Source organism: Pseudomonas sp. OE 28.3, from assembly GCF_014268205.2.
Taxonomy (GTDB): Bacteria; Pseudomonadota; Gammaproteobacteria; order Pseudomonadales; family Pseudomonadaceae; genus Aquipseudomonas; species Aquipseudomonas edaphica.
The window spans coordinates 6,464,573-6,491,403 of sequence record NZ_CP077082.1; the positions used below are offsets into that span (position 1 = coordinate 6,464,573).

At 60.3% G+C, this 26,831-nt stretch carries 25 protein-coding genes; 8 read left to right on the forward strand and 17 right to left on the reverse strand.

Annotated features, from left to right (window positions below):
* Positions 1-2: 2 nt before the first annotated feature.
* From ssuD to HU759_RS29255, 5 genes are all read right to left on the reverse strand, one after another.
* Positions 3-1,151, reverse strand: coding sequence for an FMNH2-dependent alkanesulfonate monooxygenase (ssuD, locus tag HU759_RS29235; protein ID WP_017139539.1), 1,149 nt, complete (start codon positions 1,149-1,151; stop codon positions 3-5).
* Positions 1,152-1,176: 25 nt separating this feature from the next.
* Positions 1,177-2,145 carry a sulfonate ABC transporter substrate-binding protein gene (locus HU759_RS29240; RefSeq protein ID WP_138454184.1) on the reverse strand — a complete coding sequence of 323 codons (969 nt, stop codon included), beginning with the start codon at positions 2,143-2,145 and terminating at the stop codon, positions 1,177-1,179.
* A gap of 94 nt (positions 2,146-2,239) precedes the next feature.
* Positions 2,240-2,833 (reverse strand): NADPH-dependent FMN reductase, encoded by a 594-nt coding sequence (ssuE, locus tag HU759_RS29245; RefSeq protein ID WP_170036764.1) that lies wholly within the window; start codon positions 2,831-2,833, stop codon positions 2,240-2,242.
* Positions 2,834-3,149: 316 nt separating this feature from the next.
* Positions 3,150-3,788: a peroxiredoxin gene (locus HU759_RS29250; RefSeq protein ID WP_017139542.1), complete on the reverse strand. Its 639-nt coding sequence runs from the start codon at positions 3,786-3,788 to the stop codon at positions 3,150-3,152.
* Between the two features lie 292 nt (positions 3,789-4,080).
* Positions 4,081-5,436: an OprD family porin gene (locus tag HU759_RS29255; RefSeq protein ID WP_017139543.1), complete on the reverse strand. Its 1,356-nt coding sequence runs from the start codon at positions 5,434-5,436 to the stop codon at positions 4,081-4,083.
* A 370-nt stretch (positions 5,437-5,806) separates the two neighbouring features.
* Between HU759_RS29255 and tauA the strand changes: the two genes are divergently transcribed.
* Entirely contained in the window at positions 5,807-6,793 is a 987-nt protein-coding gene (gene tauA, locus HU759_RS29260) for a taurine ABC transporter substrate-binding protein (protein ID WP_169987991.1), read from the forward strand.
* Between the two features lie 132 nt (positions 6,794-6,925).
* Here the strand turns inward: tauA and argA are convergent, their stop codons facing one another.
* Both argA and argE read right to left on the reverse strand, forming a co-directional pair.
* Positions 6,926-8,224, reverse strand: a complete 1,299-nt coding sequence (gene argA / locus HU759_RS29265) for an amino-acid N-acetyltransferase (protein WP_017139545.1) — start codon at positions 8,222-8,224, stop codon at positions 6,926-6,928.
* Between the two features lie 135 nt (positions 8,225-8,359).
* Entirely contained in the window at positions 8,360-9,508 is a 1,149-nt protein-coding gene (argE, locus tag HU759_RS29270) for an acetylornithine deacetylase (protein WP_170036762.1), read from the reverse strand.
* A gap of 158 nt (positions 9,509-9,666) precedes the next feature.
* Between argE and HU759_RS29275 the strand changes: the two genes are divergently transcribed.
* Positions 9,667-11,034, forward strand: coding sequence for a CYTH domain-containing protein (locus tag HU759_RS29275; protein WP_170036760.1), 1,368 nt, complete (start codon positions 9,667-9,669; stop codon positions 11,032-11,034).
* Between the two features lie 310 nt (positions 11,035-11,344).
* On the opposite strand, the gene HU759_RS29280 is transcribed toward HU759_RS29275, so the two are convergent.
* Positions 11,345-11,815, reverse strand: a complete 471-nt coding sequence (locus HU759_RS29280) for an Lrp/AsnC family transcriptional regulator (protein WP_003195279.1) — start codon at positions 11,813-11,815, stop codon at positions 11,345-11,347.
* Between the two features lie 127 nt (positions 11,816-11,942).
* Between HU759_RS29280 and HU759_RS29285 the strand changes: the two genes are divergently transcribed.
* From HU759_RS29285 to HU759_RS29310, 6 genes are all read left to right on the forward strand, one after another.
* Positions 11,943-12,281: a hypothetical protein gene (locus HU759_RS29285; protein ID WP_017135282.1), complete on the forward strand. Its 339-nt coding sequence runs from the start codon at positions 11,943-11,945 to the stop codon at positions 12,279-12,281.
* 82 nt (positions 12,282-12,363) lie between these two features.
* The gene (locus HU759_RS29290; protein ID WP_170036758.1) at positions 12,364-14,058 is read left to right on the forward strand and encodes a GspE/PulE family protein; all 1,695 of its coding nucleotides are present in this window, start codon (positions 12,364-12,366) and stop codon (positions 14,056-14,058) included.
* 77 nt (positions 14,059-14,135) lie between these two features.
* Positions 14,136-15,056, forward strand: a complete 921-nt coding sequence (locus tag HU759_RS29295; protein WP_017135280.1) for an SPFH domain-containing protein — start codon at positions 14,136-14,138, stop codon at positions 15,054-15,056.
* Between the two features lie 10 nt (positions 15,057-15,066).
* A complete protein-coding gene (locus tag HU759_RS29300) occupies positions 15,067-15,513 on the forward strand; it encodes an NfeD family protein (protein WP_017135279.1) in 447 nt (148 codons plus the stop codon).
* Between the two features lie 69 nt (positions 15,514-15,582).
* Positions 15,583-15,897 carry a DUF2388 domain-containing protein gene (locus tag HU759_RS29305; RefSeq protein ID WP_017135278.1) on the forward strand — a complete coding sequence of 105 codons (315 nt, stop codon included), beginning with the start codon at positions 15,583-15,585 and terminating at the stop codon, positions 15,895-15,897.
* Between the two features lie 161 nt (positions 15,898-16,058).
* Entirely contained in the window at positions 16,059-17,201 is a 1,143-nt protein-coding gene (locus HU759_RS29310) for a DegT/DnrJ/EryC1/StrS aminotransferase family protein (RefSeq protein ID WP_056860748.1), read from the forward strand.
* 73 nt (positions 17,202-17,274) lie between these two features.
* Here the strand turns inward: HU759_RS29310 and gcvH are convergent, their stop codons facing one another.
* The 9 genes from gcvH to HU759_RS29355 form a co-directional block, all read right to left on the reverse strand.
* A complete protein-coding gene (gcvH, locus tag HU759_RS29315) occupies positions 17,275-17,658 on the reverse strand; it encodes a glycine cleavage system protein GcvH (protein WP_017135276.1) in 384 nt (127 codons plus the stop codon).
* A 52-nt stretch (positions 17,659-17,710) separates the two neighbouring features.
* Complete coding sequence (gcvT, locus tag HU759_RS29320; protein ID WP_099550298.1) at positions 17,711-18,793, reverse strand: glycine cleavage system aminomethyltransferase GcvT; 1,083 nt, start codon at positions 18,791-18,793, stop codon at positions 17,711-17,713.
* A 156-nt stretch (positions 18,794-18,949) separates the two neighbouring features.
* On the reverse strand, positions 18,950-20,566 hold the full coding sequence (locus HU759_RS29325; protein WP_170036756.1) for an iron ABC transporter permease: 1,617 nt from the start codon (positions 20,564-20,566) through the stop codon (positions 18,950-18,952).
* A 180-nt stretch (positions 20,567-20,746) separates the two neighbouring features.
* Positions 20,747-21,751, reverse strand: a complete 1,005-nt coding sequence (locus HU759_RS29330; protein ID WP_017135273.1) for an extracellular solute-binding protein — start codon at positions 21,749-21,751, stop codon at positions 20,747-20,749.
* Positions 21,752-21,911: 160 nt separating this feature from the next.
* Positions 21,912-23,129, reverse strand: coding sequence for a 2-octaprenyl-3-methyl-6-methoxy-1,4-benzoquinol hydroxylase (locus tag HU759_RS29335; RefSeq protein ID WP_170037053.1), 1,218 nt, complete (start codon positions 23,127-23,129; stop codon positions 21,912-21,914).
* A gap of 9 nt (positions 23,130-23,138) precedes the next feature.
* Complete coding sequence (locus tag HU759_RS29340) at positions 23,139-23,624, reverse strand: DUF4442 domain-containing protein (RefSeq protein WP_186618282.1); 486 nt, start codon at positions 23,622-23,624, stop codon at positions 23,139-23,141.
* The gene (gene ubiH, locus HU759_RS29345; protein WP_058421185.1) at positions 23,617-24,804 is read right to left on the reverse strand and encodes a 2-octaprenyl-6-methoxyphenyl hydroxylase; all 1,188 of its coding nucleotides are present in this window, start codon (positions 24,802-24,804) and stop codon (positions 23,617-23,619) included. The genes HU759_RS29340 and ubiH overlap by 8 nt, the downstream gene beginning before the upstream one ends.
* Positions 24,801-26,123, reverse strand: coding sequence for a Xaa-Pro aminopeptidase (gene pepP / locus HU759_RS29350; RefSeq protein WP_170036752.1), 1,323 nt, complete (start codon positions 26,121-26,123; stop codon positions 24,801-24,803). The genes ubiH and pepP overlap by 4 nt, the downstream gene beginning before the upstream one ends.
* Before the next feature lie 20 nt (positions 26,124-26,143).
* A complete protein-coding gene (locus tag HU759_RS29355; RefSeq protein ID WP_017135268.1) occupies positions 26,144-26,701 on the reverse strand; it encodes a YecA family protein in 558 nt (185 codons plus the stop codon).
* Between the last annotated feature and the right edge of the window lie 130 nt (positions 26,702-26,831).

Here is a 26,831-nt window from a genome sequence, read left to right on the forward strand (position 1 = left end):
CCTCAGCTCTGCGACGCAGCTTTGGGAAGAATGTCGTTGGCGACCATTTCGCCGAACGGGCTGACGTAACCGGCGCTTTTTGGCAGCTCGGGACGCTCGATATCCAGGTGCGGGAACAACAGCTCGGCAACCCGATACGACTCTTCCAGGTGTGGGTAACCGGAGAAGATAAAAGTGTCGATGCCCAGCGCGGCGTATTCCTTGACCCGCGCCGCAACGGTTGGGCCGTCACCCACCAGTGCGGTGCCGGCACCGCCGCGCACCAGGCCGACACCGGCCCACAGGTTGGGGCTGACTTCGAGGTTGTCGCGGTTGCCACCGTGCAAAGCGGCCATACGCTGCTGGCCAACCGAGTCGAAACGCGCCAGGGATGCCTGGGCGCGGGCGATGGTTTCGTCATCCAGATGGGAAATCAGTTTGTCGGCGGCTTTCCACGCTTCATCGTTGGTTTCGCGCACGATGACATGCAGGCGAATACCGAAGCGCACGGTGCGCCCAAGTTTTGCTGCCTTGGCCCGCACCTGCTCGATCTTTTCCGCGACGGCGGCCGGTGGTTCGCCCCAGGTCAACACCATTTCCACCTGTTCGGCTGCCAGGTCCTGGGCGGCTTCAGACGAGCCACCGAAGTACAGCGGCGGACGTGGCTGCTGGATCGGCGGGTAAAGCAATTTGGCGCCTTTGACACTGATGTGTTCGCCGTCGTAATCCACGGTTTCGCCTTCCAGCACACGGCGCCAGATGCGGGTGAATTCCACCGAGGCCTGGTAGCGCTCTTCGTGGCTGAGGAACAAGCCATCGCCAGCCAGCTCTTCCGGATCACCGCCGGTGACCAGGTTGAACAAAGCCCGCCCGCCGGACAAACGGTCCAGGGTCGCGGCCTGACGCGCCGCCACCGTCGGGGAGATGATGCCGGGGCGCAGCGCGACAAGGAATTTCAGTCGCTGGGTTACCGGGATCAGCGAGGCGGCGACCAGCCACGAGTCTTCACAGGAGCGGCCGGTAGGAATCAGCACCCCGCCGAACCCCAGGCGGTCAGCCGCCTGGGCCACTTGCTGCAGATAACCGTGATCGACGGCGCGGGCGCCTTCGGCGGTGCCAAGGTAATGGCCGTCGCCGTGGGTAGGCAGGAACCAGAAAATATTGAGGCTCATGGAGTTGTCTCCTGAAGAAGTCGGATTACGGCGCTGTGGCGACGGCGGCGGATGGAGTCCAGATCACGTCCTTGATGCTCAAGGGTTTGGGGATCAATTTGAGCTGGTAGAAGGTGTCGGCGATTTTCTGCTGGGCGGCGACCACTTCCGGGGTCAGGAACAGCGCGCCGTAGCCTTGGCGCTTGACCGAGGTCAGGGTGATGTCCGCCGGCAAGCCGAGCAGTGGCGCGACTTGTTCGGTTACTTCCTGAGGGTTGGCCTTGGACCATTCGCCCACTGCGCGCACTTCTTCCACCAGCGCCTTGATCACGTCCGGGTGCTGCGTGGCGTAGGGCTTGGTGGCCAGGTAGAACTGGTGGTTGTCGGCAATGCCGGTGCCGTCACGCAGGGTGCGCGCTTGCAGTTGTTTCTCGGCGGCTGCCTGGTACGGGTCCCAGATCACCCAGGCATCGACGCTGCCACGCTCGAACGCGGCGCGGGCATCGGCGGGTGGCAGGAAGATGGTGTGCACGTCGGTGTATTTGAGGCCGGCATCTTCCAGGGCACGTACCAACAGGTAGTGCACGTTGGAGCCTTTGTTGAGCACGATTTTCTTGCCCTTGAGCTCGGCCACCGATTTGATCGTCGAATCCTTGGGCACCAGGATCGCTTCACTGGTCGGCGCGGGTGGCTCATAGGCGACGTAGAGCAAATCTGCACCCGCCGCCTGGGCGAACACGGGCGGCGTTTCGCCGGTGACACCAAAGTCGATCGCACCGACGTTCAGGCCTTCGAGCAACTGCGGGCCACCGGGGAATTCGGTCCATTGCACTTGCACGCCCTGGGCGGCCAGGCGTTTTTCCAGCGAGCCCTTGGCTTTGAGCAGCACCAGCGTGCCGTACTTCTGATAACCGATCCGCAACGTCTCGGCGGCCTGGGCTTGAACAATGGCGCCGAAGGACACAGCCGCAGCAAACAGTGCGACCAGACCACGACGCAAGATGACAGTGCGCATGGCGCTCTCTCCAAATAATGCGATGAGGGGGTTGGCTGCACCTGCTTGGCCGTTGGCGGCTGAGTAAGGTGAGTACTACAAATTTCGGTACGGCTTAAATGCTCCAGCGAGCACTCAACAAACGTTCATTCAACACATTGGGGTCCAGCGGTTTGGGGCGACGGGCCATGGCGCCATAAAGCGTCTCCAGGGCCTCGTGCAGTCGCTGCTCAAGCACCGGCACCAGTTGCGCCTGGGCACTGCCTTCGGCGTAAGCGATCTGGCTGTCTTCGGCAAAGATGCCGTGGAGCAGTTCCTGGGCCTTGAGGGCCGAGAGCACCGGCTTCAAGGCGTAGTCCACCGCCAGCATGTGGGCGATGCTGCCGCCGGTGGCCATTGGCAACACGATCTTGTGGGCCAGGGCGCGCTCGGGCAGCAGGTCGAGTACGGTTTTCAGCGCGCCGGAAAACGAGGCCTTGTACACCGGCGTGGCGATGGCCAGGCCGTCGGCATTGGCGATTTGCTGCAACAGATCGATGACTTTGGGGCTGTCGAAGCGGGCGTGCAGCAAGTCTTCGGCGGGGAAGTCCCGTATCTGATAACTCACCACTTCCACGCCTTTGTCTTGCAGCCACTGACGGGTTTTTTCCAGCAAGACCCCGGAGCGCGAACGCTGGCTGGGGCTGCCTCCAAGTGTTACGACCAGCATGCAGGTATTCCTTGGGCAAGTGTCGGCGGTTCGCTGGGTGGCGATGTCGCCAAGATGGAACAGACCCTATCAGCATATTTATATATCTTAAAATCTTATTTTTTCATTTGTTTATTCTATAAATGCATATGGAGAATATAAATCTCAAGACGAAAAAAAAGGCCGTCGAAACGGCCTGAAAACCCCTGCTATGTGAGACTGGAAATACCGACAAATGTGGGAGCGGGCTTGCTCGCGAATGCTGACTTTCAGTTGATGCATCTTTGAATGACACACCGCTTTCGCGAGCAAGCCCGCTCCCACATTTAGTTCTGCGTTAACGGTTAGGCTGTGGGGTTAGCCGCAAGTACGGCTTCACCGCACGGTAGCCCTTCGGAAAGCGCTGCTTGATCTCTTCCTCGTCCTTGAGCGACGGCACAATCACCACTTCATCGCCGTCCTGCCAGTTGGCGGGCGTGGCGACCTTGTGGTTGTCGGTCAGCTGCAACGAGTCGATGACCCGCAGGATTTCGTGGAAGTTACGGCCGGTGCTGGCCGGGTAAGTGATGGTCAGGCGGATCTTCTTGTTCGGGTCGATCACGAACAAGGAACGCACGGTGAGCGTGTCACTGGCATTCGGGTGGATCAGGTCGTAGAGGTCCGACACCTTGCGATCGGCATCGGCCAGGATCGGGAAGTTGACGACGGTGTTCTGGGTTTCGTTGATGTCTTCGATCCACTTGTGGTGCGAGTCCACCGGGTCGACCGACAGGGCAATGGCCTTGACGCCACGCTGCGCGAATTCGTCCTTGAGCTTGGCGGTAAAGCCCAGCTCCGTGGTGCACACCGGAGTGAAGTCCGCGGGATGGGAAAACAACACGCCCCAGCTATCGCCCAGCCATTCGTGGAAACGAATCTTGCCGGCGCTGGAATCCTGTTCAAAGTCGGGGGCGATGTCGCCCAGTCTTAGGCTCATGGTGTGGCTCCTGGTGAGTGCTTATGGAGCCCACTGTGCATGGGTTAGGAATTATTTAAAAAGAATAAATATCGATTTATCTAGACGATAAAGGAATATTAAAAATCTGTTCATTGGACTTGGGAACGGGCGAGGATCAACATCCATCACAAGGTTCGAGAAGGCCTTGAGACGCTGTACAAAGAGGGGTTTCAGGAAGGGCTTGCGGGGGTTGAGCCCGACTTGAAAAGCAAGACACCTTGCCCGGCGTTGCGCCGGGCAAGGTTTACAGTCTTACAACAGCTTCACACTACTAGAACAGTGGCAGCGAGTAGCTGACGATCAGACGGTTTTCGTCCTGGGAACGGGTGTTCGCCAGGTCGGTACGCCACATCGCGTTTTTCCAGGCCACGCCGAGGTTTTTCAGCGGGCCTTCTGGAATCACGTAGGCAACGGTGATGTCGCGTTCCCACTCGGACTGGCCAGTGGTTTCAGTACGTGCGTTAGTGTTCGCGATGGTGTCGATGTTGCTACCTTTGAGGTACACAACGCCAGCCGTCAGGCCAGGTACGCCAACCTTGGCGAAGTCATAAGCGTAACGAGCTTGCCAGGTACGCTCGCCAGCACGGGCGAACTTCTGGATCTGCATGTCGGTAGTGATGTAAGCCGACGAGCCGTCACCTTGGTTCAGCCAAGGGAAGTCGCTGCTGCCATTGCTGACTTGGTAACCGCCACCAAAGGTGTGGCCGGCCACGGAGTACAGGAAAAGTCCGCTGTACAGGTTGTTGTCGACTTTACCCTTACCGGCACGGAAACCGTTGTAGTTACCGCTGGTGTAGTAGGCAGCCGTATTACCGTTCAGGCCGTCGTCAGAACTGTTGAAATAACGCAGGTCAGACTTCAATACGCCCGGGCCGATCGACCAGTTATGGGTCAGACCCAGGAAGTGCTGCTTGTAGAAGTCTTCCAGGTTGCCGTAGTAGTACTGTGCGGTCAGATCTTTGGTGAGCTTGTAGTCACCACCGGCATAGTAGAACTTGTTGACGAACTTGCCTGCGGTGTAGTTCGAGCCACCGTTGGCACCACCCAGCGACAAACCTTCGTTGTTGCTGGAGTTACGGCCTTTGGCATGCTCAATCTGACCGGCAACCAGGGTCAAATCCTTGATGTCGTTGGTAGTGATCTGGCCACCCTGGAAGGTTTGCGGCAGCATACGACCATCGTTGGTCACGATAACTGGCAGCTTAGGCTGCAACGTACCCAGTTTCAGTTCGGTTTGGGAGATCTTCACCTTACCGGTCACACCGAGGCTGGCGAAATCGTTGACCGCGCGATTGCCGTCGCTTGGGAACACAGTACCGCCGGACGAAGTACCGGTGATGTTACCGCTGGTGCCGCGGCCAGAATCGAGGCGCACGCCGTACAGGCCGATTGCGTCAACGCCGAACTGAACCGTGCCTTGGGTATAGCCCGAAATGAACCGCAGATCGAAGCCTTGGCCCCATTCTTCGTTCCTGGACGGGTCTGCAGCACCATCACGGTTATCCGTGTTGATGTAGAAGTTACGCAGGCCCAGTGTGGCCTTACTGTCTTCGATAAAACCGGCAGCGCCTGCTTGCTGAGCGATTGCGCCCAGGGTCACAGCCAACGCCAAGGTGGACTTCTTCATGTACCGCTCCTCTCATTTCTAATTTTTGTATTTCTTTGGTCTCGGGTCTGACGCCCTCGATCCACAGATGCGCGATTAGCGCCAGATAGTGACTACCAAGTCAATCGTAACCTTGTGTGTCTACTACCTTCGTCTAACCGCAGTTGATTTGGTCCCTGCAGGGTAATGAGTTTTTCATACACCCAAAAAGAATTGTTTCATTCTTTTTCATACGATTCAGGAATAAGCCTCAGCAGGCAGTGAGTCGATCAGCATAGATCAACCGCTCCATAAGCTAATTCCTAAAGGGTATTTACCAGCCTTTTTTTAGATCGATTAGTGTGATCGTACTGTTGCATACGTCACCCACGATCAAAAAGGCGACGCCATCATGGCCAAACGCACATCCTCCCGTCAATTTGTTACAGTTTTTGTGTCACTAATACTTTCTTTTGGTGTCAAAGCCGCCGATTTGACCATCGGCTATCAAACCGGCATCGACCCCAGCAAAGTCCCCCAGGCTGACGGCCTCTATGAAAAGGCCATCGGCGAGAACATCGCCTGGCGCCGTTTCAACAGCGGCCCTGAAGTGGTCACCGCTATCGCCTCCGGCGATGTGCAAATCGGCAATCTCGGTTCCAGCCCCCTTGCAGCAGCGGCGTCACGTAATCTACCGATCGTGGCGTTTATCGTATCGGCGCAGATCAACACTTCTGAAGCCCTGGTGGTACGCAACGGTAGTGGCATCGACAAACCCGCAGACCTGGTGGGTAAAACCATCGCCACCCCGTTCGTCTCGACCTCCCATTACAGCCTGCTCGGTGCGCTGAAGCACTGGGGCCTGGACACTCAAAAAGTCAAAGTGGTGAACCTGCAACCGGCAGAAATCGCCGCCGCGTGGAAACGTGGCGATATCGACGGCGCATTCGTGTGGTCACCGGCGCTGGGGGAGATCCGCAAGACCGGAAAAACCCTGACCGACGCGGCCCAGGTGGGTCAGTGGGGCGCGCCGACGTTCGAAGTGTGGGTGGCGCGCAAGGATTTCGCGCAAAAACATCCTGACGTAGTGGCCAAGTTTGCCAAGGTCACGCTGGATTCGTTTGCTGACTATGCGGCCCATAAAGACCGCTGGACCGTCGATTCCGAACCTGTGCAAAAAATCGCCAAATTGACAGGTGCGAATGCCGCCGATATTCCTGAACTGTTGGCCGGCACCACCTTCCCGGATGCCCAGGCACAGCAGACCGAGGCACTGCTTAAAGGCGGCACCGCGAAGGCGATTGGGGAGACGGCGAAGTTTTTGAAGGAACAGGGGAAGGTCGAAACGGTGCTGCCGGATTACTCGGCCTTTGTGACCGATAAATTCATCAAAGAATAAATGCAGTCCCCTGTGGGAGCTGGCTTGCCTGCGATTGCATCACCTCGGTTTATCTGAAAAACCGAGTCGCCTGCATCGCAGGCAAGCCAGCTCCCACATGAGCCAGCTCTGTATTGGGCCGAAAGAACGGGCTTACAGCGCCTTCTCGAAAATCTTCGAATTACGCTGATAGTTGTACAGCGAGGCCCGTGCCGACGGCAGGCGGTCCACGCTGCTCGGCACAAACCCGCGCTCGCGGAACCAGTGGGCGGTGCGCGTGGTGAGGACAAACAAAGTCTTCAAACCCTGGGCCCGCGCGCGGGTCTCGATGCGCTCCAGCAATACATCACCGCGTGCGCCGTGACGGTACTCCGGGTTCACTGCCAGGCACGCCAGCTCACCGGCATCCGAATCGGCGATCTGATACAACGCCGCACAAGCGATGATCATGCCTTCGCGCTCGACCACGCTGAACTGCTCGATCTCACGCTCCAACACCTCACGCGAACGCCGCACCAGAATGCCCTGCTCTTCCAGCGGGCTGATCAGGTCGAGCAAGCCACCGACGTCTTCAATCGCCGCTTCACGCACCAGTTCGAATTGCTCCTGGGCCACCAACGTGCCGCCACCGTCGCGGGTGAACAGCTCGGTGAGCAACGCGCCGTCTTCGGCATAACTGACGATATGGCTGCGCCCTACTCCGCCACGGCAAGCCTCGGCGGCGGCATCCAGCAACTCAGCCTGATAGTTGTTACCCAGCCGCTGCAGGTGCGCCGGCACTTGTTGCGGGCGCAACTCACGCACCAGGCGACCATGCTCATCGAGCAAACCGAGGTCGGCGCCAAACAGCAGCAGCTTGTCGGCGCCCAGGTCGATGGCGGCGCGGGTGGCGACGTCTTCGCAGGCCAGGTTGAAGATCTCGCCGGTGGGCGAATAACCCAATGGCGACAGCAGCACGATGGAGCGCTCGTCCAGCAGGCGATTGATGCCTTTGCGGTCCACCCGGCGCACTTCGCCGGTGTGGTGGTAGTCCACGCCTTCGAGTACACCGATCGGCCGTGCAGTAACGAGATTGCCGCTGGCCACGCGCAAGCGCGAGCCCTGCATCGGCGACGAGGCCATGTCCATGGACAGCCGCGCCTCGATAGCAATGCGCAGATGCCCGACCGCGTCGATCACACATTCCAGGGTCGCCGCATCAGTGATGCGCAAACCTTCGTGGTAAGCCGGGGTGAGGCCGCGTGCTTCAAGGCGGGTTTCAATCTGCGGGCGCGAACCGTGCACCAGCACCAGCCGCACACCCAGGCTGTGGAGCAGCACCAGGTCGTGGACGATATTGCCGAAGTTAGGGTGGTCCACGCCATCGCCGGGCAGCATGACCACAAAGGTGCAGTCGCGGTGGGCGTTGATGTAAGGCGAAGCGTGACGAAGCCAATTGACGTATTCGGGCATAAAACCTGGGCCTGTAATAAAAAGCAGCCAAAAAAGGATGAATCGTGAAAGCGCACAGCGGGCTGATGGTTATCGTCGGAACAGGCTTGGCGACACGCTCGCTCTCCTTCTATGTACGAATAGGCAGGGGTTAATTTATGCAGGTTTCAGGCAGTAATGCTCGATCAGTTCCCGCAATAGACGCACTGTAGGCGTCAAGCGTGACATTTCGAGGTACTCGCCCGGTTGGTGAGCACAGGCGATATCGCCAGGGCCGAGCACCAGGGTTTCACAACCAAGGCGCTGAAGATAAGGCGCTTCGGTGCCGAACGCTACTGCTTGCGCACGATGACCGGTCAATCGTTCCGCCACCCGCACCAGCTCGGCATCTTCGGCCTGCTCGAACGGCGGCACTTCGGGGAACAACGGTGCGTAGTCGATCTTGACTTTATGACGCTCCGCCAAGGGTTCGAGCTTCTGACGAATGGCGGCGCGCAGTACCTGCGGGTCCATGCCCGGCAACGGCCGCAGGTCGAATTCCAGCGAGCATTGGCCGCAGATGCGGTTGGGGTTGTCGCCACCGTGAATACAACCAAAGTTCATGGTCGGTTGCGGCACGCTGAATTGCGGGTTGCGGTACTCACGCTGCCAGGCCAGGCGCAGGCCACGCAGTTCGCCAATAGCATCGTGCATGGCTTCAAGGGCGCTATGACCCAGGCTTGGGTCCGACGAATGGCCGCTTTGGCCCAGAATATCGATGCGCTCCATCATCACGCCTTTGTGCAGGCGGATCGGCTTGAGCCCCGTCGGCTCACCAATCACCGCCGCACGGCCCAACGGGCGTCCGGCCTCGGCCAGTGCACGAGCACCGGACATTGAGCTTTCTTCATCGCAGGTGGCGAGGATCAGCAAAGGTTGCTTGAACGGCTGATCCAGCAAGGGCAGCAAGGCTTCGATGGCCAGGGCAAAAAAACCCTTCATGTCGCAGCTGCCCAAGCCTACCCAGCGGCCGTCGACTTCCGTCAGTTTAAGCGGATCGGTCTTCCACAGCGCGGCGTCATACGGCACGGTATCGCTATGCCCGGCCAGCACCAGCCCGCCGGGGCCACTGCCGAAACTGGCGAGCAAGTTGAACTTGCCGGGGCTGACTTGCTGGATATCGATGGCAAAACCCAGGTCGCCCAGCCAACTGGCGAGCAGGTCGATGACCGGGCGGTTGGTCTGGTCGAGAGACGCTTGGGTGCAACTGACCGACGGCGCGGCAATCAGCGCGGCGAATTGCTCTTTCATGGACGGTAACGGCATGCGCGGCCTCTCAACTTCCCGGATGAGCCCCACTATAGAACCATCTGCACGACACAATAAACCGTTGCGGCACGTTGCCGGGCTCAGTCCTGTACACTGCACGACCTTGGCAGCCACACATTTCCCCGGCTGCGCTCCCGATCCTGGATTTTCCGGCCATGCAGAAAGAAACCGAAATCAAGCTCCGCGTCAGCCGCGAAACCCTCGCCGCGCTACGTGAGCACCCGCTACTGAAAAAACGCAACAAAAGTGGCTGGGAACGCCGTGAGTTGATGAACCAGTACTTCGACACCCCTGAACGCGACCTGGCCCAGGCCAAAGTCGCCCTGCGCCTGCGCAAGGACGGTGACGACATCATCCAGACCCTCAAGACCCGCGGCCAAAGCGTCGCCGGCTTGTCGGAACGCAATGAATACAACTGGGACCTGCCCAAAGCCAAGCTCGATGTGAAGAAACTCGACGGCGAGTGCTGGCCCGAGCAATTGGCCGAGCTGGACAAAAAGACCCTCAAGCCAATCTTCACCACCGATTTCGTGCGTGAGCGCGCCGAAATCGCTTGGGGCCGTGGCAAGGCCAAGGTGGTGATCGAAGCCGCCCTGGACCTGGGCCATGTGGTGGTCGGCAAGCAGAAAGAAGAAATCTGCGAGCTGGAACTGGAACTGCGCGAAGGCGAACCGGCTGCCCTGCTGGAACTGGCCGCCGAACTGGCCGCGACCCTGGCGCTGATGCCGTGCGATATCAGCAAGGCCGAGCGCGGCTACCGCCTGTACGACGCCAGCAGCTACTCGCTGAGCCTGCCAGCCCCGCAGATCCACGCCGAAATGCCGTTGGACGACGCCTTCGCCGCAATCATGTGGCACCTGTTGGGCAGCAGCCAGCGTCTGGCTGAGCAATACCGTTTCAACGGTCATTGGCGTCTGCTGCAGGACTGGGTCGACAACCTCGGTGAACTGCGCGCCCTGGTCGGCAGCCTCGGCCAGGCCGCGCCGCGTCAATCCACCAGCGAACTGCGCAGTGCACTGGACGCACTGCTGGAAGACTGGCGCCCACTGGTACAGGCTGGCGATGACGATGAAGACATCCGCAAAGCCGCGCCGGAACAGTTCGCCGAAGAACTCGAAGACGTGCGCTGGGGCCTGTTCTCGCTGAACACCTCGCGCTGGCTGCTGGCCCGCGCCTGGACCACCGACCGCAATGTGCGTGGCAACCGCCAGGGCGCCGCGCAAATCACCAACTGGCTGCCACGCCTGCTGGCTGACGACGCCGTCGCCCTGCAACTGCCGCGCTACCAGCAGCAACCGGAAGACCTGGCCGAGCAACTGCCGCGCATCGAGCGCATCCAGGCCTGGCTGCACCACGCACGTAACGTGGTGGACATCCCGGAACTGGACCGTTTGTACGGCGAACTGAACAAGTTGGCGCTGCTGGCCAACCAGCCGATCACCGATGAATCGCTGGATGCGCGCATGCATCAGGCGATTGCGGTGTATCAGAACCGGGCCTGGAAGACCCTGCTGCGCCTGTAAGATCGCTATCGCGGGCAAGCCCGCTCCCACAGGGGAATGCATTCCAATGTGGGAGCCGGGCTTGCCCGCGATGAGCATAGGTATCTACACAACTTCTGAAGGCAGCCGATTTCTCCTGTGGCGAGCAGGCTTGTCCTGCGTTGGGCCGCGAAGCGGCCCCAGTAAAGGCACTGCAATTTTCCTGAAAGAATTCAGTGTCTGGGTTTGGGGCTGTTTCGCGGCCCAACGCAGGACAAGCCTGCTCGCCACAACAGCCCACTGGCCACTAACCGGTTGTGTAGATACCTATGCCGCGATGAGGCAGGCCTTATCAACGCAAGACTGGCAGGCTGGTGGTGGACTTGATCTCCGATAAAGCCACGATCGAGTTCACCTCCTGAATCCCCGGCACCATCGACAGCTTCTCGAAGAAAAACCGCTCATACGCCTCGATGTCCGAGGTGACGATGCGCAGCAGAAAATCCACCGCACCCATCAGCACATAACACTCCAGCACTTCCGGAAACCCGCGAATCGCTTCGGTGAACTCGGTGAAGTTGGAACGGCCGTGGGCGTTGAGTTTGACCTCGGCAAAAATCTGCGTGTTAAGGCCGATCTTCTTGCGGTCCAGCAATGTGACCTGGCCGCGAATCACCCCTTCCTCCTTGAGCCGCTGGATACGCCGCCAGCACGGCGACTGGGACAGGCCCACCTGTTCGGCGATCTGAGCACTGGACAGCGAAGCATCCTCTTGCAGCAGCGCCAGGATACGGCGGTCGTAGGCGTCCAACTCACTGTGCATAAAAATACCTTTGAATGTGCTTATCCTGAATTGTTCTATTCAATAAATCGCAGATAGGGCCCATCTTAGATAAGAAATCTCCGCCCGCGAATGTAAAAATTTCTCCAGTCGAATTTGGAGAGTCAGCATGCACGCCGTCGAAACCACCCACACTCCCGCACGCGTCGACGCCTGGGCTGTCAACAGCGCCCATTGCCAGGCGCATTATCAGATCGTCGCCGAGGCCGAGCCGGACGTGCTGTGCCGGGTGCTCAACTATTTCGCTTTGCAGTTCCTGACCCCGCAACAGGTCAATGTGAGCCGTGAAGACGACCTGTTGAACATTGATATCGTCATGGACGGTTTGAGCTGGCACCGCGCCCAGGTGATCGGTGAAAAGATTAGAAACCTGATCAGCGTCTGCTCGCTGGAAGTGTGGCGAGCTGACTCTCTGCGGCCTGCAGCGATGACGGCGGCCAGCCTGTAAAAGCCGGCAATACTCATGGGAAGGTGGATGTTCGGGGGCAGGCTAGCCTGGGTTTACACCCGACGCCTGCCAGGAAATGCCCATGCCTACCGCCTTGCACACTCACCGCCTGGAACTGCATCAGTTGCTGCCGACGCTGGTCGAGCAAGGGCTGATAACCGCAGAGGTGGCACATTCACTGGCGGCGGCGCCCGCTACCCAACAACACCCTCTGGCATGCATCGCAGCCCACGGGCTGTGCCTGGAAACCTTGACGCAATGGCTGGCCACGCAGGTCGGGCAGCCTTATCTGCGTATCGACCCGCTCAAGATAGACGTGGCAACGGTAGTGCCATTGATGTCCCACGCCTTTGCACAGCGCCACGGGATCCTGGCGGTGGCCGTGGATGCGCAGACCGTCACCGTCGCCAGCGCCCAGCCCCATGTCCGCGACTGGGAAGCCGGGTTGGCACAGGTGCTCAAGCGCTCGATCAAGCGCGTGGTCGCCAACCCCAAGGCTATTGAGCGCTGCATCGGCGAGTTCTACCGCTTGGCCAAATCCGTCAGCGGCGCCGATCAAAAGGCGACGGTGGCCGGCAATGTCGAACTGCTCAGCCTCGGCGCCAGCGATCAGGAGCCGGATGCCAATGACGCGCATATCGTCACTATCGTCGACTGGCTGTTGCAGTACGCCTTTGGGCAGCGGGCCAGTGATATCCATGTCGAACCCTGTCGCGACCAAGGCCGCGTGCGTTTTCGCATCGACGGGCTGCTGCACGATGTGTATCAGTTTCCGCCTCAGGTCACGATGGCGGTGGTCAGCCGCCTCAAGAGCCTGGGTCGGATGAACGTCGCGGAAAAACGCAAACCCCAGGACGGCCGGGTCAAGACCAAAAGCCCGGCGGGCATAGAGGTGGAACTGCGCCTTTCGACTTTGCCAACAGCGTTTGGTGAAAAACTGGTGATGCGGATTTTCGACCCACAGGTGCTGCTGAAAGATTTTGACCAGCTTGGTTTGTCAGATGACGACCAACAACGCTGGCACGCCATGACCGGCCAGGCCAACGGCATCATCCTCGTCACCGGGCCAACCGGCTCCGGCAAGACCAGCACCCTCTACGCCACGCTCAAGCAACTGGCAACCCGCGAGGTCAACCTGTGCACGGTAGAGGACCCGATTGAAATGATTGAACCGGCCTTCAACCAGATGCAGGTGCAGCACAACATCGACCTGACCTTCGCCAGCGGCGTCCGCGCCCTGCTGCGCCAGGACCCGGACATCATCATGATCGGTGAGATCCGTGACCGGGAAACCGCAGAAATGGCGATTCAGGCCGCATTGACCGGGCATCTGGTGCTGTCGACGCTGCACACCAATGATGCGCCCAGCGCCATCAGCCGGTTGCAGGAGCTTGGCATTGCTCATTATTTGATCAAGGCTACCCTTATAGGGGTGATGGCGCAGCGTTTGGTGCGGCTTTTATGCCCTCACTGCAAACGCGCGGTGGGCGCGCCGGGCACCGCGCATGAAGCTGTCGGCTGTGCAGGATGCCGCGAAAGTGGTTATCGAGGCCGCGCCGGGCTCTACGAAATCATGCCGATGAGCGAGGCGCTCAAGGCGCTGATCACCCCAGGTGCCGACGTGCAGGCTCTACGCCGGGCCTCAGTGGAGCAAGGCATGCGCAGCCTGCGCATGGCTGGTATCGACAAAGTGAACGCCGGGCTGACCACCCTGGCAGAGGTATTACGGGTAACGCCTGGGGATTCAGAAACAAATGATTTGATTGTTCGCCCGTGAAACCGTCCTTATCCGTGACTGGGCCGTTACAATCGGCCACACGTCGCATCACTGACACCATCAGATAGGGAATCGCTATGCAGATCGGAACCGTACTGCTTCTTTTCGTGGGTTTGGCCGTTGCCATCCTGTTCATGGGCTTTAAAGTGGTGCCCCAGGGCTACCAGTGGACTGTCGAGCGTTTCGGCCGCTACACCAACACACTCAAGCCCGGCCTCAACATCATTATTCCGATCATGGACCGCATCGGTCGCAAGATAAACGTGATGGAAAGCGTGCTGGATATTCCACCGCAGGAAGTGATCACCGCCGACAACGCCACCGTGCAGATCGACGCCGTGTGCTTCTTCCAGGTGGTCAACACCGCCCAGGCCGCCTACGAGGTCAATAACCTCGAGCACGCCATCCGCAACCTGCTGCAAACCAACATCCGCACCGTGCTTGGCTCCATGGAGCTGGATGCCATGCTGAGCCAGCGTGACGGCATCAACGAAAAGCTGCTGCGTACCGTGGATGAAGCCACAGCGCCGTGGGGCATCAAGATCACCCGCATCGAGATCAAGGACATCAGCCCGCCTGCCGACCTGATGGCCGCCATGTCCGGCCAGATGAAAGCCGAGCGGATCAAGCGTGCGCAGATCCTGGAAGCCGAAGGCCTGCGGGCATCGGCGATCCTGACGGCCGAAGGTAAAAAACAGGCGCAAATCCTTGAGGCCGAGGGCAGTCGCCAGGCGGCTTTCCTGGAGTCCGAAGCCCGTGAGCGTCAGGCCGAGGCCGAAGCCCGTGCCACACAAGTGGTCTCCGAGGCCATCGCGTCGGGCAACGTGCAGGCGGTTAACTACTTCGTCGCGCAAAAATACATCGATGCCCTGGGCAAGCTGGCATCGGCCAACAACAGCAAAGTCATCCTGATGCCGCTGGAAGCCAGCCAGGTAATTGGCGCCGTCGGTGGCATCGGCGAAATCGTCAAGGCAACCTTCGACAACAAGAAAGGCTGAGGCAACTGCCATGTGGGAATTCCTGCAGCATCTGTCGTTCTGGGATTGGCTGGCACTGGGCACGGTGCTGTTGATTCTTGAAGTGTTCGGCGCCGGCGGTTACCTGCTGTGGATGGGCATCGCCGCTGCCGCTGTAGGCGTGATCAAGTTCGTGGTGCCGCCGCTGGGGTTGGAATGGCAACTGCTGCTGTTCGCCGTGCTGTCGATTTTGACCGCCGTCTATTGGTGGAAACGCCAACGCAGCAGCGCCAAGGTCAGCGACCAGCCGGGGCTGAACATGCGTGGCTCGGAGCTGGTTGGCCGCACGTTTGTGGTGCACCAGGCCATCGTCGATGGCCGGGGCAAGATAAAAGTCGGTGATGGCGTGTGGATGGCCACTGGCCCGGATACCCCGATAGGCGCTCAAGTACGTGTCATTGGTCAGGACGGCGTGGTTTTACAGGTCGAAACTGTTTAGTCAGTGATGGAACTCGACTGAGCTAACTACAATCAAACTGTTCAGATAACCCAGTCGGAGTCACCCATCATGCGTTTCAAATATGCTGTCGCAACCCTCGCTGTGCTTTCCCTTCCTGTCGGTTCAGCCATGGCCGACAGCTTTTGGCGTAATGTCATTTCATCGGGCGCTACTACCGGCTCGACGTACCTGACCTTCAAGGACCACAAGCTGGTGGTCGCCGCCCAAGACGACGCAGGCAGCTTTGTTGCCAGCGACGGCGGCATCCGCGGTCCATACCTGGAAGCCGCCATGCAGAAAGTCCGCGCTGACAACCCAGGCCTCAAGGCCACCGATATGGAATTGGCCAACGCTATCCTCGCGAAAAACGCTGTGACCGAGTAAAGCGCCCATAAAAAATGCCGCTCTTTGGGAGCGGCATTTTTTTGCTCGTAACATGACGATTCATTCACGTGTGACAGGCTATATTCAGTCGAACCGTGCAACCATGCGGTACTGATACGTTTATTACTCATCGCCTATCTGAAACGGATGCCTTCGTCGTTATGAGCCAACAGCCCTTTCTGCCGTTTTCCAAACCTACCATTGATGAAGCCACCATCTCGGCGGTCGGCGATGTACTGCGCTCGGGCTGGATCACCAGCGGGCCAAAAGTGCAGGCGTTCGAAGCACAGCTGTCGGAATACTTTGGCGGCCGGCCGGTGCGGACGTTCAACTCCGGCACCTGCACCATGGAAATTGCTCTGCGCATCGCCGGGATTGGCCCAGGGGACGAAGTCATCACCACGCCGATCTCCTGGGTCGCCACTGCCAACGTGATCCTGGAAGTCGGTGCCACGCCGGTATTTGCCGATATCGACCCGGTAACCCGCAATATCGACCTGGCCCAAGTAGAAGCTGCAATCACCCCACGTACCAAGGCGATCATTCCGGTGTACCTGGCGGGCCTGCCCCTGGACATGCCGATGCTGTATGCACTGGCCAACAAGTACAACCTGCGTATCGTCGAAGACGCCGCCCAGGCACTGGGTTCCAGCTGGGATGGCGAACGCATTGGCGCAACCGGCGACTTTGTATCCTTCAGCTTCCAGGCCAACAAGAACATCACCTCTTCCGAGGGCGGTTGCCTGGTATTGAACAATGCCGAAGAAGCCCGCCTGGCCGAGAAATATCGCTTGCAGGGCGTTACCCGCACGGGTTTCGATGGCCTGGACGTAGATGTGTTGGGCGGCAAGTTCAACATGACCGACATTGCCGCAGCCATCGGCCTGGGCCAGTTCGCTCATATCGAGAAGATCACTGCCCATCGCCAGAACCTGGCGCGCCACTACTTCAAATGCTTCGGCAGTGATTTCGAAGCGCAATACGGCGCACAACTGCCACCGGCAGACTTCGAAAACAGCAACTGGCACCTGTTCCAACTGGTATTGCCGGAGCGTCAGGATGGCAAGCCGGCACGCGCCACCTTCATGGAACAGATGCAGGCGCATGGCGTCGGCATTGGCTATCACTACCCGCCGATCCACCTGCTGAGCCTGTATCGGGCACAGGGTTTCAAGGAAGGCATGTTCCCGGTGTCGGAACGTGTTGGGCGTTTGATCGTGTCGTTGCCGATGTTCACGGCGATGACAGAGGCGGACGTAGAGCGGTCGGTTGCGGCGGTTAAAGCGGTATTGAAAGCGGGTTAAACAAAAAAGCGTTGGCTTGCAACAATCAATGTGGGAGCTGGCTTGCCTGCTCCCACATTGATTTGTGTCGTGTTTACTCGCCGATGGCAGCTTTGTAACCCGCAGCATCCAGCAGTTTTTCCAGATCGGCCGGGTTGCTTGGCTTGAGCTTGAAGATCCAGGCGCCGTAAGGGTCGGTGTTCAACAGCTCAGGGCTGCCACTCAGTTCCTCGTTGACGGCAATCACTTCGCCAGCAATCGGGGCGTAGATATCCGAAGCAGCCTTCACCGACTCAACCACGCCAGCCTGGCCTTCAGCTTCAAACTGGGCGCCAACTTCCGCCAGCTCAACAAACACCACATCACCCAACGCTTCCTGTGCATGGTCGGAAATCCCGACGGTCACAGTGCCGTCGGCTTCCAGACGGGCCCATTCGTGACTTTCGGCAAAACGCAGGTCAGCTGGGATATCGCTCATAATCTGTGTCCTCAAGAAGAAATGTCAGCGGCCTTCGGCCTGCCGGAAATAGTTAGATCAAGGTTTTGCCATGGCGTACGAAGGTCGGCTTGACCACTCGAACCGGGTACCACTTGCCGCGGATTTCCACTTCGGCCCGATCGGCGGTGGCCGTCGGTACGCGCGCCAGGGCAATGGATTTGCTCAGCGTAGGAGAGAAACTACCACTGGTGATCTCTCCTTCGCCAACATTGGCGATACGAACCACTTGGTGAGCGCGCAAAACCCCACGCTCCTCCAGTACCAGCCCGACCAATTTGTACTGCACACCCGCCGCTAACTCTGCTTGCAGCGCGCTGCGACCAATGAAGTTGCGACCGGCAGGTTCCCAGGCAATGCTCCAGGCCATGTTAGCCGCCAAGGGCGAAACATCCTGGTGGATATCCTGACCATACAGGTTCATGCCGGCTTCCAGGCGCAGGGTATCGCGGGCGCCAAGACCAATGGGTGAAATACCCGCGCCGACCAGGTCGTTGAAAAAGCCTGGCGCCTGATCGGCAGGCAGGACTATTTCCAGGCCGTCTTCACCGGTATAGCCGGTACGGGCGATAAACCAGTCACCGTCGGCCTGGCCTTCAAAGGGCTTGAGTTGATGAATCAGGTTGCTGCGCGACTGGGTGACCAGTTCGGCGATTTTCTGCCGGGCATGGGGACCCTGAATGGCGAGCATGGCCAACTCGGGCCGCTCCTGCAGTTGCACCGAATAGTTGCCCAGTTGCGCCTGCATCCAGGCCATGTCCTGGTCGCGGGTGGCTGCGTTGACCACCAACCGGTAACCGGCTTCGGTGCGGTAGACGATCATGTCGTCCACCACGCCGCCCTGCTCATTGAGCATGGCGCTGTAGAGCGCACGGCCGCAGCCATGCAAACGATCGACATCATTGGCCAGCAGGTGCTGGAGCCATTCCTTGGCCTGAGGGCCGGTGACATCGATCACGGTCATATGAGATACATCGAACACCCCGCAGTCGCGTCGCACCTGATGGTGTTCTTCAACTTGCGAGCCGTAGTGCAGAGGCATATCCCAACCGCCAAAATCGACCATTTTCGCGCCGAGGGCGAGATGCAGGTCATACAGAGGCGTACGCTGTCCCATGGGTTTCTCCTTCCGGGCTTGGCGAAGGTGCGCGGAGCTGCTGTTTGCGCTGAACACCTTGAATTACAAGGCCTGCAGCCACGCCCAGCGACTCGCTCCGAAAGACGAAGCGCACCGAATGCCGCGCATTGTAGCCGCAAGCCGTAGGACTGGCACCTAACCGATTTGCCTCGCAGAGCGTCGGATCAAGCCGATGACCGGCAGTAACCCCACCAGTACGAGGGTCAGCGCCGGCAACGAGGCTCGCGCCCATTCGCCTTCACTGGTCATTTCAAAGATGCGAACCGCCAGGGTGTCCCAGCCAAATGGGCGCATCAGCAAAGTTGCGGGCATTTCCTTGAGCACATCGACGAACACCAGCAACGCTGCGCTCAACGTGCCCGGCAGCAATAACGGCAGATACACTTTGCAAAACAGTCGTGGCCCGCTTACCCCGAGACTGCGTGCCGCTTCCGGCAACGACGGGCGGATTCGCGCCAGGCTGTTTTCCAACGGCCCGTAGGCCACCGCCAGAAAGCGCACCAGATAGGCCAGCACCAGTGCCGACAGGCTGCCAAGCAGCAAGGGTTTGCCCGCGCCGCCGAGCCACCCCGAGAGCGGTACCACCAGCTCTCGGTCCAGGTAGCTGAATGCCAACATGATCGACACCGCCAGCACCGAACCCGGCAAGGCATAGCCGACGTTAGCCAGGCTGATACCAGAGCGAATCGCCCGTGTCGGCGCCAGCCGGTTGGCGAAGGCGAGTATCAACGCCACGCTGACCGTGATCAGCGCCGCGATACCGCCTAAGTAAAGGGTGTGAACGATCAGGCCGGTGTAGCGCTCATCCAGGTCGAAGCGGCCGCGCTGCAAGAACCAGGCGACCAGTTGCAGCATGGGGATGACAAAGGCGCAGGCGAACACCAACCCGCACCACGTGCTGGCCGCTGCCGCCTTGAACCCTCGCAAGTGATACAACGCCTGGCCCCGTGGCCGCTCGTTGCTTGGGCGGCTGGCACCGCGGGCTCGCCGTTCGCCGTACAGCACCAGCATCACCACCAGCAGCAACAGGCTGGCCAGTTGGGCAGCGCTGGAAAGACTGAAAAAGCCGTACCAGGTCTTGTAGATGGCGGTGGTGAAGGTGTCGAAATTGAACACCGAGACCGCGCCGAAATCCGCCAGGGTTTCCATCAAGGCCAGGGCCACGCCGGCACCAATCGCCGGCCGTGCCATGGGCAGCGCGACGCGCCAGAACGCTTGCCAGGGCGATTGCCCGAGCACACGTGCCGCCTCCATCAGCCCTTTGCCCTGGGCAAGAAACGCCGTGCGCGCCAGCAGGTAGACGTAGGGGTAGAACACCAGCACCAACACGATAATCACGCCGCTGGTGGAGCGCACGCGCGGCAGCCGCAGGCCGGTGCCGAACCATTCACGCAGCAGGCTTTGCACCGGGCCAGCGAAATCCAGCAGGCCGACAAACACAAAGGCCAGTACGTAGGCGGGAATGGCAAAAGGCAGCATCAAGGCCCAATCGAGCCAGCGCCGCCCAGGAAACTCGCAGAGGCTGGTCAACCAGGCCAGGCTCACGCCCAGCAGGGTCACGCCCACACCGACGCCCAGCACCAAAGTAAGGGTATTGCCCATCAAGCGCGGCATCTGGGTGTCCCACAGGTGCGACCAGATTTGCGCATCAATGCTTTGCCAGGACAGCAACAGCACACTCAGCGGCAACAGCACCAGGGCGGCGACGCTGAAGACCGGCAGGTACCAGCGGCGTTGGGCGGGGTGGGCCAAGGGCTAGCTCTCAGGTTGGTAAAAAATTCAAGGTGAACACAAAGCAATGTGGGAGCTGGCTTGCCTGCGATAGCAGCACCTCGGTGTGTCAGTTACACCTGGGTGATGCTATCGCAGGCAAGCCAGCTCCCACACAAGCCCGCTCCCACATTTAGTTCGGCGCTTGCCTGCAAATTGTAGTTAGTTCCAGCCGGCGCGATCCATCAGGCGGATAGCCTCAGCCTGGCGCTTGCCTGCCACTTCCACCGGCAAGGTGTCAGCCACGAACTTGCCCCAGGTCGCCACTTCTGCTGATGGCGGCACCGCCGGGTTGGCCGGGAACTCCTGGTTCACATCGGCAAAGATCTGCTGCGCCTCAGGCGTGGTCATCCACTCGACCAATGCCTTGGCCGCTTCCGGATGCGGCGCGTGCTTAGTCAGGCCAATGCCCGACAGGTTCACGTGCACGCCACGGTCGCCCTGGTTCGGCCAGAACAGTTTTACCGCCAGGTCTGGCTTCTGCTTGTGCAGGCGGCCGTAGTAGTAGGTGTTGACGATCCCCACGTCGCATTGCCCGGCGTTGATCGCCTCCAGCACCGCGATGTCGTCGGAGAACACGTCGGTGGACAGGTTGTTGACCCAGCCTTTGACGATTTCCTCGGTTTTGGCCGCGCCATGGGTTTCGATCAGGGTGGCGGTCAGCGACTGGTTGTAGACCTTCTTCGCCGTGCGCAGGCACAAGCGGCCTTCCCATTGCTTGTCGGCCAGGGCTTCGTAAGTGGTCAGGTCACCGGGTTTTACCCGGTCGGTGGAATAGGCGATGGTCCGTGCACGCAGGCTCAAGCCGGTCCAGGCGTGGTTAGAGGAGCGATATTGCAGCGGAATATTCTTGTCGATCACCGCCGAGGTGAACGGCTGCAGGATGCCCATTTGCTCAGCCTGCCAAAGGTTGCCGGCGTCCACGGTGAGCAACAGGTCAGCCGTGGCGTTCTCGCCTTCGGCCTTGATGCGCTGCATCAGCGGGGCTTCCTTGTCGGTGATGAACTTCACCTGCACGCCGGTCTTTTTGGTGTAGGCATCGAACACCGGCTTGATCAGTTCGTCGATGCGCGAGGAGTAGACCACGACTTCGTCGGCTGCCTGCACGGTGGTGCTGCCGATAAGGGTGAGTGCCAGGGCAGTCAGGAGGCGCTTGGGTGCCAACATGGGTGCGGTCTCTCATTTGCAAAAAGAGGGCAAATGATAAGGACTCACATTTGGTAGCGCTTGGTGGAGGCGTTACGAGATGTTGCATGGCTGGGATTTGTGCTGGGGCCAATGGCCCCATCGCGGGCAAGCCCGGCTCCCACAGGGTACTCAGGCGCCCTCAGGGTTTGGCCAGCTCCGGGAGGTCGCCGGTCAGGCCCAAGGCCTGGCGGACGAAGATGGCCTTGGCTTCGGGCATCTGGTCGACCATTTTCAGCCCGGCGTTGCGCAGCCAGCGTAATGGCAACTGGTCGGCCTGGAACAGGCGCTCAAACCCTTCCATAGCCGCCATCAGCGCAAGGTTATGCGGCATGCGCCGACGTTCGTAGCGGCTCAAAACTTTCACATCAGCCAGGCGCTCACCGCGTTCATTGGCTGCCAGCAGCACCTCGGCCAGCACCGCCGCATCGAGGAAACCCAGGTTTACGCCCTGCCCCGCCAACGGGTGGATCACGTGGGCCGCGTCGCCGATCAACGCCAGGCCTTCTGCCACGTAGCGTTTGGCGTGTCGTTGGCGCAATGGCACGCACACACGTGGATCGGCGCTGAGCACCGTGCCGAGCCGCCCTTCAAAGGCGCGCTCCAGCTCACGGCAGAAATTTTCATCATCCAGCGCCATCAGGCGCTCGGATTCGGCCGGTGTGGTGGACCAGACGATCGAGCACCAGTCTTCCTGCCCCTCGCGCACCAATGGCAGAAACGCCAGCGGGCCAGTGTCGGTAAAGCGCTGCCACGCCGTGCGCTGGTGGGGCTGGCTGCTGCGAACGCTGGTGACAATGGCGTTATGCAAGTAATCCCACTCGCGGGTCGCTGTGCCGGTCAGGCGGCGTACGGCGGAGTTGGCGCCATCGGCGGCGACCACCAGCGGTGCACGCAATGTGCGGCCGTCGGCAAGGGTCAGCAGCCAGTCATCGCCGGAGCGGCGCATCTGTTCCAAGCGGGCGTTGGCCAGCAGGCCCAGGTCGCAGTCATGCAGGCGGTCGAGCAGCGCGTCCTGAACCACGCGGTTCTCGACGATATGCCCAAGCACTTCGGCGTGCACACTGGCCGCCGAGAAGTGGATCTGCCCGGTGCCGCTGCCGTCCCACACTTGCATCTCGCCATAAGGGCTGGCGCGCCGCGACACAATGCCGTCCCACACGCCGAGGCGCTCAAGGATGCGCTGGCTCGCGGCCGACAACGCGCTCACCCGTGGCTCGAAGGCAGCCTCACGGTCAAATGGCTTGACGCTCAGCGGGCTGCCGTCGAGCAGCAGCACCTGCAGGCCACTGCCCTGCAACGCGAGCGCCAGGGCGCTTCCGACCATTCCGGCCCCGACAATCAGCACATCTGCGCGCATGTCCATGCTTTAAGCCTGCTTTGCTGGCGGCTTGCGCCGCACGTAAAGGGTTTTGTCGACCCGCGCCACCAGGGTGCCGGAGCCGTCATGAATCTCGACCTTGAGGTGGGGCAGGTACTTCTCGCCACCTTCGGTTTGCCGGCGAATCTCGTCCAGCAAGGCGTCGTCGATGGAGAACTCGGCGTACACCGGGCCTTTGCCCGGCGACACAAAGTCGATGCCCGCGGCCTTGTCCCACACGATGTAGTCGCGGCCCAGGTTCTCCATCAACAGCAACATGTAGAACGGGTCAACCATCGAATACAGGCTGCCGCCAAATTGCGTGCCGACGTAATTACGGTTGTACCAGCCCAGGCCCATGCGCACTTTGACATGACGAAAGTCAGCGCTCATGTGCTGCACGCTTATCCCCGCCCCGAGATAAGGCGGATAAAGGGTCATGACCCAACGCAACAGCCGCGCTTTACCCAAACGTTGGATCAACCACTTACGCATCGGGGCGCGTACCCAAGCCCATGGCCTGACGGGCGAACCAGCGTTTGGCCGGCGGTAGCAGGTCCAGGCCAAGCAGGCCCATGTTGCGGCCCAAAGCCACTAACGGCTGGGCACTGCCAAACAGGCGTGTGACTTGATCGGAGAAACCCACCGTGAGTTTCTGGTCCAGATGCTGGCTTTCGCGATAGCGCTGCAAGGTCGCCAAGTCGCCCGGCACCGCCGGCCCGGCCAGCAAGGCTTCGGCCAAGGCATTGGCATCGCGCAGGGACAGGTTGAACCCCTGCCCGGCTATCGGGTGCAGGCTGTGGGCGGCATTGCCGAGGATCGCTAGGTGCGAGCGCACTTGTTCTTCGGCTTCCACCAGCGTCAGCGGGTACAGGTGCCGTGCGCCGACTTGCTTGAGGGTGCCCAGGCGATAGCCGAACACGCCCTGCAGTTCGCTCAAGAAACTGCGCTCATCGAGGCTGGCCAAACGCTGGGCGTCCATGCCGATGCGTGTCCACACCAGCGCGCAGCGGTTGTCCGGCAACGGCAACAGGGCCATCGGGCCTTCATCGGTAAAACGCTCGAAGGCCTCGCCGTTGTGGGCTTCGCTTGGGGTGATGTTGGCGATCAGCGCGCTCTGGTTGTAAGGGCGGGTTTTCACGCCAATACCTAACTGCTCGCGCAAACCGGAGCGGCCGCCATCGGCCAATACCGCCAGGTCGCAGTCCAGCACGGTTTCATCGTTGAGGGTCAGGCGATAGCCGTCGGGCAGCGGCTCCATACGTGTGACTTCCGCCGGGCAGCGCCAGCTCACCACCTCTTTGTCCAGGCCTTGCCACAGGCACTGTCCGAGCCAGGCGTTTTCCACCACATAGCCGAGGGCCGGCACGCCCTCCTCCATGGCGGACAAGCGCGCAGTGGAGAAACGCCCACGGTCAGACACGTGGATCTGCTTGATCGGCTCGGCGCGGCGGGAGATGTCCTGCCACACACCCAGGCGCTGATAGATCTGACGGGCACCGTAAGACAACGCCGAAGAACGTGCATCGTAGCTCGGTTGGTAAGTGTCGCCTGGGGCAAATGGCTCGATCAGCACGATCTTCCAACCCCGCGCCTTGGCGCCGGCCTGCAAGGCCAACGCCAGGCTGGCGCCCACCAGGCCACCACCGATAATCGCCAGGTTGACCCGGCTCATCGGGCAGCCGCCATCAGCGCTTCGATCTCAGCGACAGTTTTAGGCACACCACCGGTCAGAATTTCACAGCCTTGCTTGGTCACTACCACGTCATCCTCGATGCGTACGCCAATGCCACGCCATTTCTTTGCCACGTTCTGGTTGTCCGGCGAAATATAAATCCCCGGCTCCACGGTCAAGGCCATGCCCACTTCCAGCACTCGCCATTCACCGCCCACTTTGTATTCGCCCACATCGTGCACATCCATGCCCAGCCAGTGGCCGGCGCGGTGCATATAAAAGGCACGGTAGGCTTCGCTGGCGATCAACTCGTCGACGTTACCTTGCAACAGCCCCAACCTCACCAGCCCGGCGGTGATGACCTGCACGGTCGCCTCGTGGGCCTGGTTCCAATGTTTGTTCGGCGCAATCTGGGCGAAGGCGGCTTCCTGGGAGGCCAGCACAATCTCGTAGATCGCCTTTTGTTCTGGCGAAAACTTGCCGCTGACCGGCCACGTGCGCGTGATATCGCTGGCGTAGCAGTCGATCTCGCAACCGGCGTCGATCAACACCAGATCGCCGTCCTTGAGCAGCGCGTCATTCTGCTGGTAGTGCAGGATGCAGCTGTTGCGCCCGGCGGCGACGATGGAGCCATAGGCCGGCATCTTCGCGCCGCCCTTGCGGAACTCGTAATCCAGCTCGGCTTCGAGGCTGAACTCATACAACCCCGCGCGGCTGGCCTGCATCGCCTTGACGTGGGCCGCACAGGAAATTCGCGCAGCCTCGCGCATCACCTTCACTTCTGCCGCCGATTTATACAGGCGCATGTCGTGGAGCAGATGATCCAGGGCAACAAATTCGTTCGGCGGCTGGGCGCCCAGGTGCGCCTTGGAACGGATCACGTTGATCCACTCCATCAGATGCCGGTCGAATTCGGCGTTGCTGCCCATGGCCGAATACACCCGGTCGCGGCCTTCGATCAGGCCGGGCAGGATGTCGTCGATATCGGTGATGGGGAACGCATCGTCAGCACCAAAGTCGCGAATGGCGCCTTCGGTGCCGGCGCGCAGGCCGTCCCACAGTTCGCGTTCGACGTTGCGCTCGCGGCAGAACAGCACGTACTCGCCATGCTGGCGACCGGGCATCAGCACGATCACAGCTTCAGGTTCAGGGAAGCCGCTCAGGTACTGGAAGTCGCTGTCCTGGCGGTAGACGTGCTCGACATCACGGTTGCGGATGGCCACGGCGGCGGCCGGCAGGATCGCGATGCTGTTGGGTTCCATCTGCGCCATGAGCGCCTTGCGGCGACGGGTGTATTCCGCTTTCGGGATATGGATCATGGGCAGATGGGCTTCCTTACTTAGTGCAGCGACGGCTTGGGTGCGGCGGGCTCAGCGGATTTTTTGGTCTCGGTGAACAACAGCAGCGGCGCGACACGCAGGTATTCCATCACTTCCATATAGTCGCCTTCGCCGTCTTCGGATTCTTCCAGGGCATCTTGCACCTGGGAGATGGCCGCCAGGTCTTGCAACACTTCCTTGGCGTCGGTGCTCAGCTCCAGGCCGCCGGCGTTCACGCCAAAGCCGTGCAGGAAGCCCTGGCACCATTGGCCCAGTGCGGCGGCGCGTTCGGTGAGCGGTGCATCGTCGGTCGGCAGCAGCAGAACGACGGTGACGTCATCACCGGTCAGCTCGCCTTTAACCATCTCTTGCAGGCCGATCAGCGCGTTACGCACGTTCTCGGTAGGTTCGGTTTCCAGCAGCTCGGCCACATCGGCCAGCCAGTTGTCGGCATCGAAGCCAACGCCCGTGCAGCTGCGGCCCAACAGCACGCCGTGCAGTTCGGCAGGCGAGCAAGGATGACCGCTGGAGCTCAGCAGTTTGGAAAAAGCGTCGTACGGGGAGTTCTGAATAGGCATGGTGAGCTAGGCGCCAGACGGCGCAATGTCTAGAATGAAGCGCTGTATCCTAGCACCGGCAGACGTACCAAGACTATCGAGGGCGTCAGATCGTTTATCCTGAAGTTGCCATTCATCAGACAAATCCAGT

Bases quoted from the DNA above. Each gene is read 5' to 3' on its own strand.
- ssuD (WP_017139539.1), bottom strand. From the start codon at position 1,151: ATGAGCCTCAATATTTTCTGGTTCCTGCCTACCCACGGCGACGGCCAT.
- HU759_RS29240 (WP_138454184.1), bottom strand. From the start codon at position 2,145: ATGCGCACTGTCATCTTGCGTCGTGGTCTGGTCGCACTGTTTGCTGCG.
- ssuE (WP_170036764.1), bottom strand. From the start codon at position 2,833: ATGCTGGTCGTAACACTTGGAGGCAGCCCCAGCCAGCGTTCGCGCTCC.
- HU759_RS29250 (WP_017139542.1), bottom strand. From the start codon at position 3,788: ATGAGCCTAAGACTGGGCGACATCGCCCCCGACTTTGAACAGGATTCC.
- HU759_RS29255 (WP_017139543.1), bottom strand. From the start codon at position 5,436: ATGAAGAAGTCCACCTTGGCGTTGGCTGTGACCCTGGGCGCAATCGCT.
- tauA (WP_169987991.1), top strand. From the start codon at position 5,807: ATGGCCAAACGCACATCCTCCCGTCAATTTGTTACAGTTTTTGTGTCA.
- argA (WP_017139545.1), bottom strand. From the start codon at position 8,224: ATGCCCGAATACGTCAATTGGCTTCGTCACGCTTCGCCTTACATCAAC.
- argE (WP_170036762.1), bottom strand. From the start codon at position 9,508: ATGCCGTTACCGTCCATGAAAGAGCAATTCGCCGCGCTGATTGCCGCG.
- HU759_RS29275 (WP_170036760.1), top strand. From the start codon at position 9,667: ATGCAGAAAGAAACCGAAATCAAGCTCCGCGTCAGCCGCGAAACCCTC.
- HU759_RS29280 (WP_003195279.1), bottom strand. From the start codon at position 11,815: ATGCACAGTGAGTTGGACGCCTACGACCGCCGTATCCTGGCGCTGCTG.
- HU759_RS29285 (WP_017135282.1), top strand. From the start codon at position 11,943: ATGCACGCCGTCGAAACCACCCACACTCCCGCACGCGTCGACGCCTGG.
- HU759_RS29290 (WP_170036758.1), top strand. From the start codon at position 12,364: ATGCCTACCGCCTTGCACACTCACCGCCTGGAACTGCATCAGTTGCTG.
- HU759_RS29295 (WP_017135280.1), top strand. From the start codon at position 14,136: ATGCAGATCGGAACCGTACTGCTTCTTTTCGTGGGTTTGGCCGTTGCC.
- HU759_RS29300 (WP_017135279.1), top strand. From the start codon at position 15,067: ATGTGGGAATTCCTGCAGCATCTGTCGTTCTGGGATTGGCTGGCACTG.
- HU759_RS29305 (WP_017135278.1), top strand. From the start codon at position 15,583: ATGCGTTTCAAATATGCTGTCGCAACCCTCGCTGTGCTTTCCCTTCCT.
- HU759_RS29310 (WP_056860748.1), top strand. From the start codon at position 16,059: ATGAGCCAACAGCCCTTTCTGCCGTTTTCCAAACCTACCATTGATGAA.
- gcvH (WP_017135276.1), bottom strand. From the start codon at position 17,658: ATGAGCGATATCCCAGCTGACCTGCGTTTTGCCGAAAGTCACGAATGG.
- gcvT (WP_099550298.1), bottom strand. From the start codon at position 18,793: ATGGGACAGCGTACGCCTCTGTATGACCTGCATCTCGCCCTCGGCGCG.
- HU759_RS29330 (WP_017135273.1), bottom strand. From the start codon at position 21,751: ATGTTGGCACCCAAGCGCCTCCTGACTGCCCTGGCACTCACCCTTATC.
- HU759_RS29335 (WP_170037053.1), bottom strand. From the start codon at position 23,129: ATGCGCGCAGATGTGCTGATTGTCGGGGCCGGAATGGTCGGAAGCGCC.
- HU759_RS29340 (WP_186618282.1), bottom strand. From the start codon at position 23,624: ATGCGTAAGTGGTTGATCCAACGTTTGGGTAAAGCGCGGCTGTTGCGT.
- ubiH (WP_058421185.1), bottom strand. From the start codon at position 24,804: ATGAGCCGGGTCAACCTGGCGATTATCGGTGGTGGCCTGGTGGGCGCC.
- pepP (WP_170036752.1), bottom strand. From the start codon at position 26,123: ATGATCCATATCCCGAAAGCGGAATACACCCGTCGCCGCAAGGCGCTC.
- HU759_RS29355 (WP_017135268.1), bottom strand. From the start codon at position 26,701: ATGCCTATTCAGAACTCCCCGTACGACGCTTTTTCCAAACTGCTGAGC.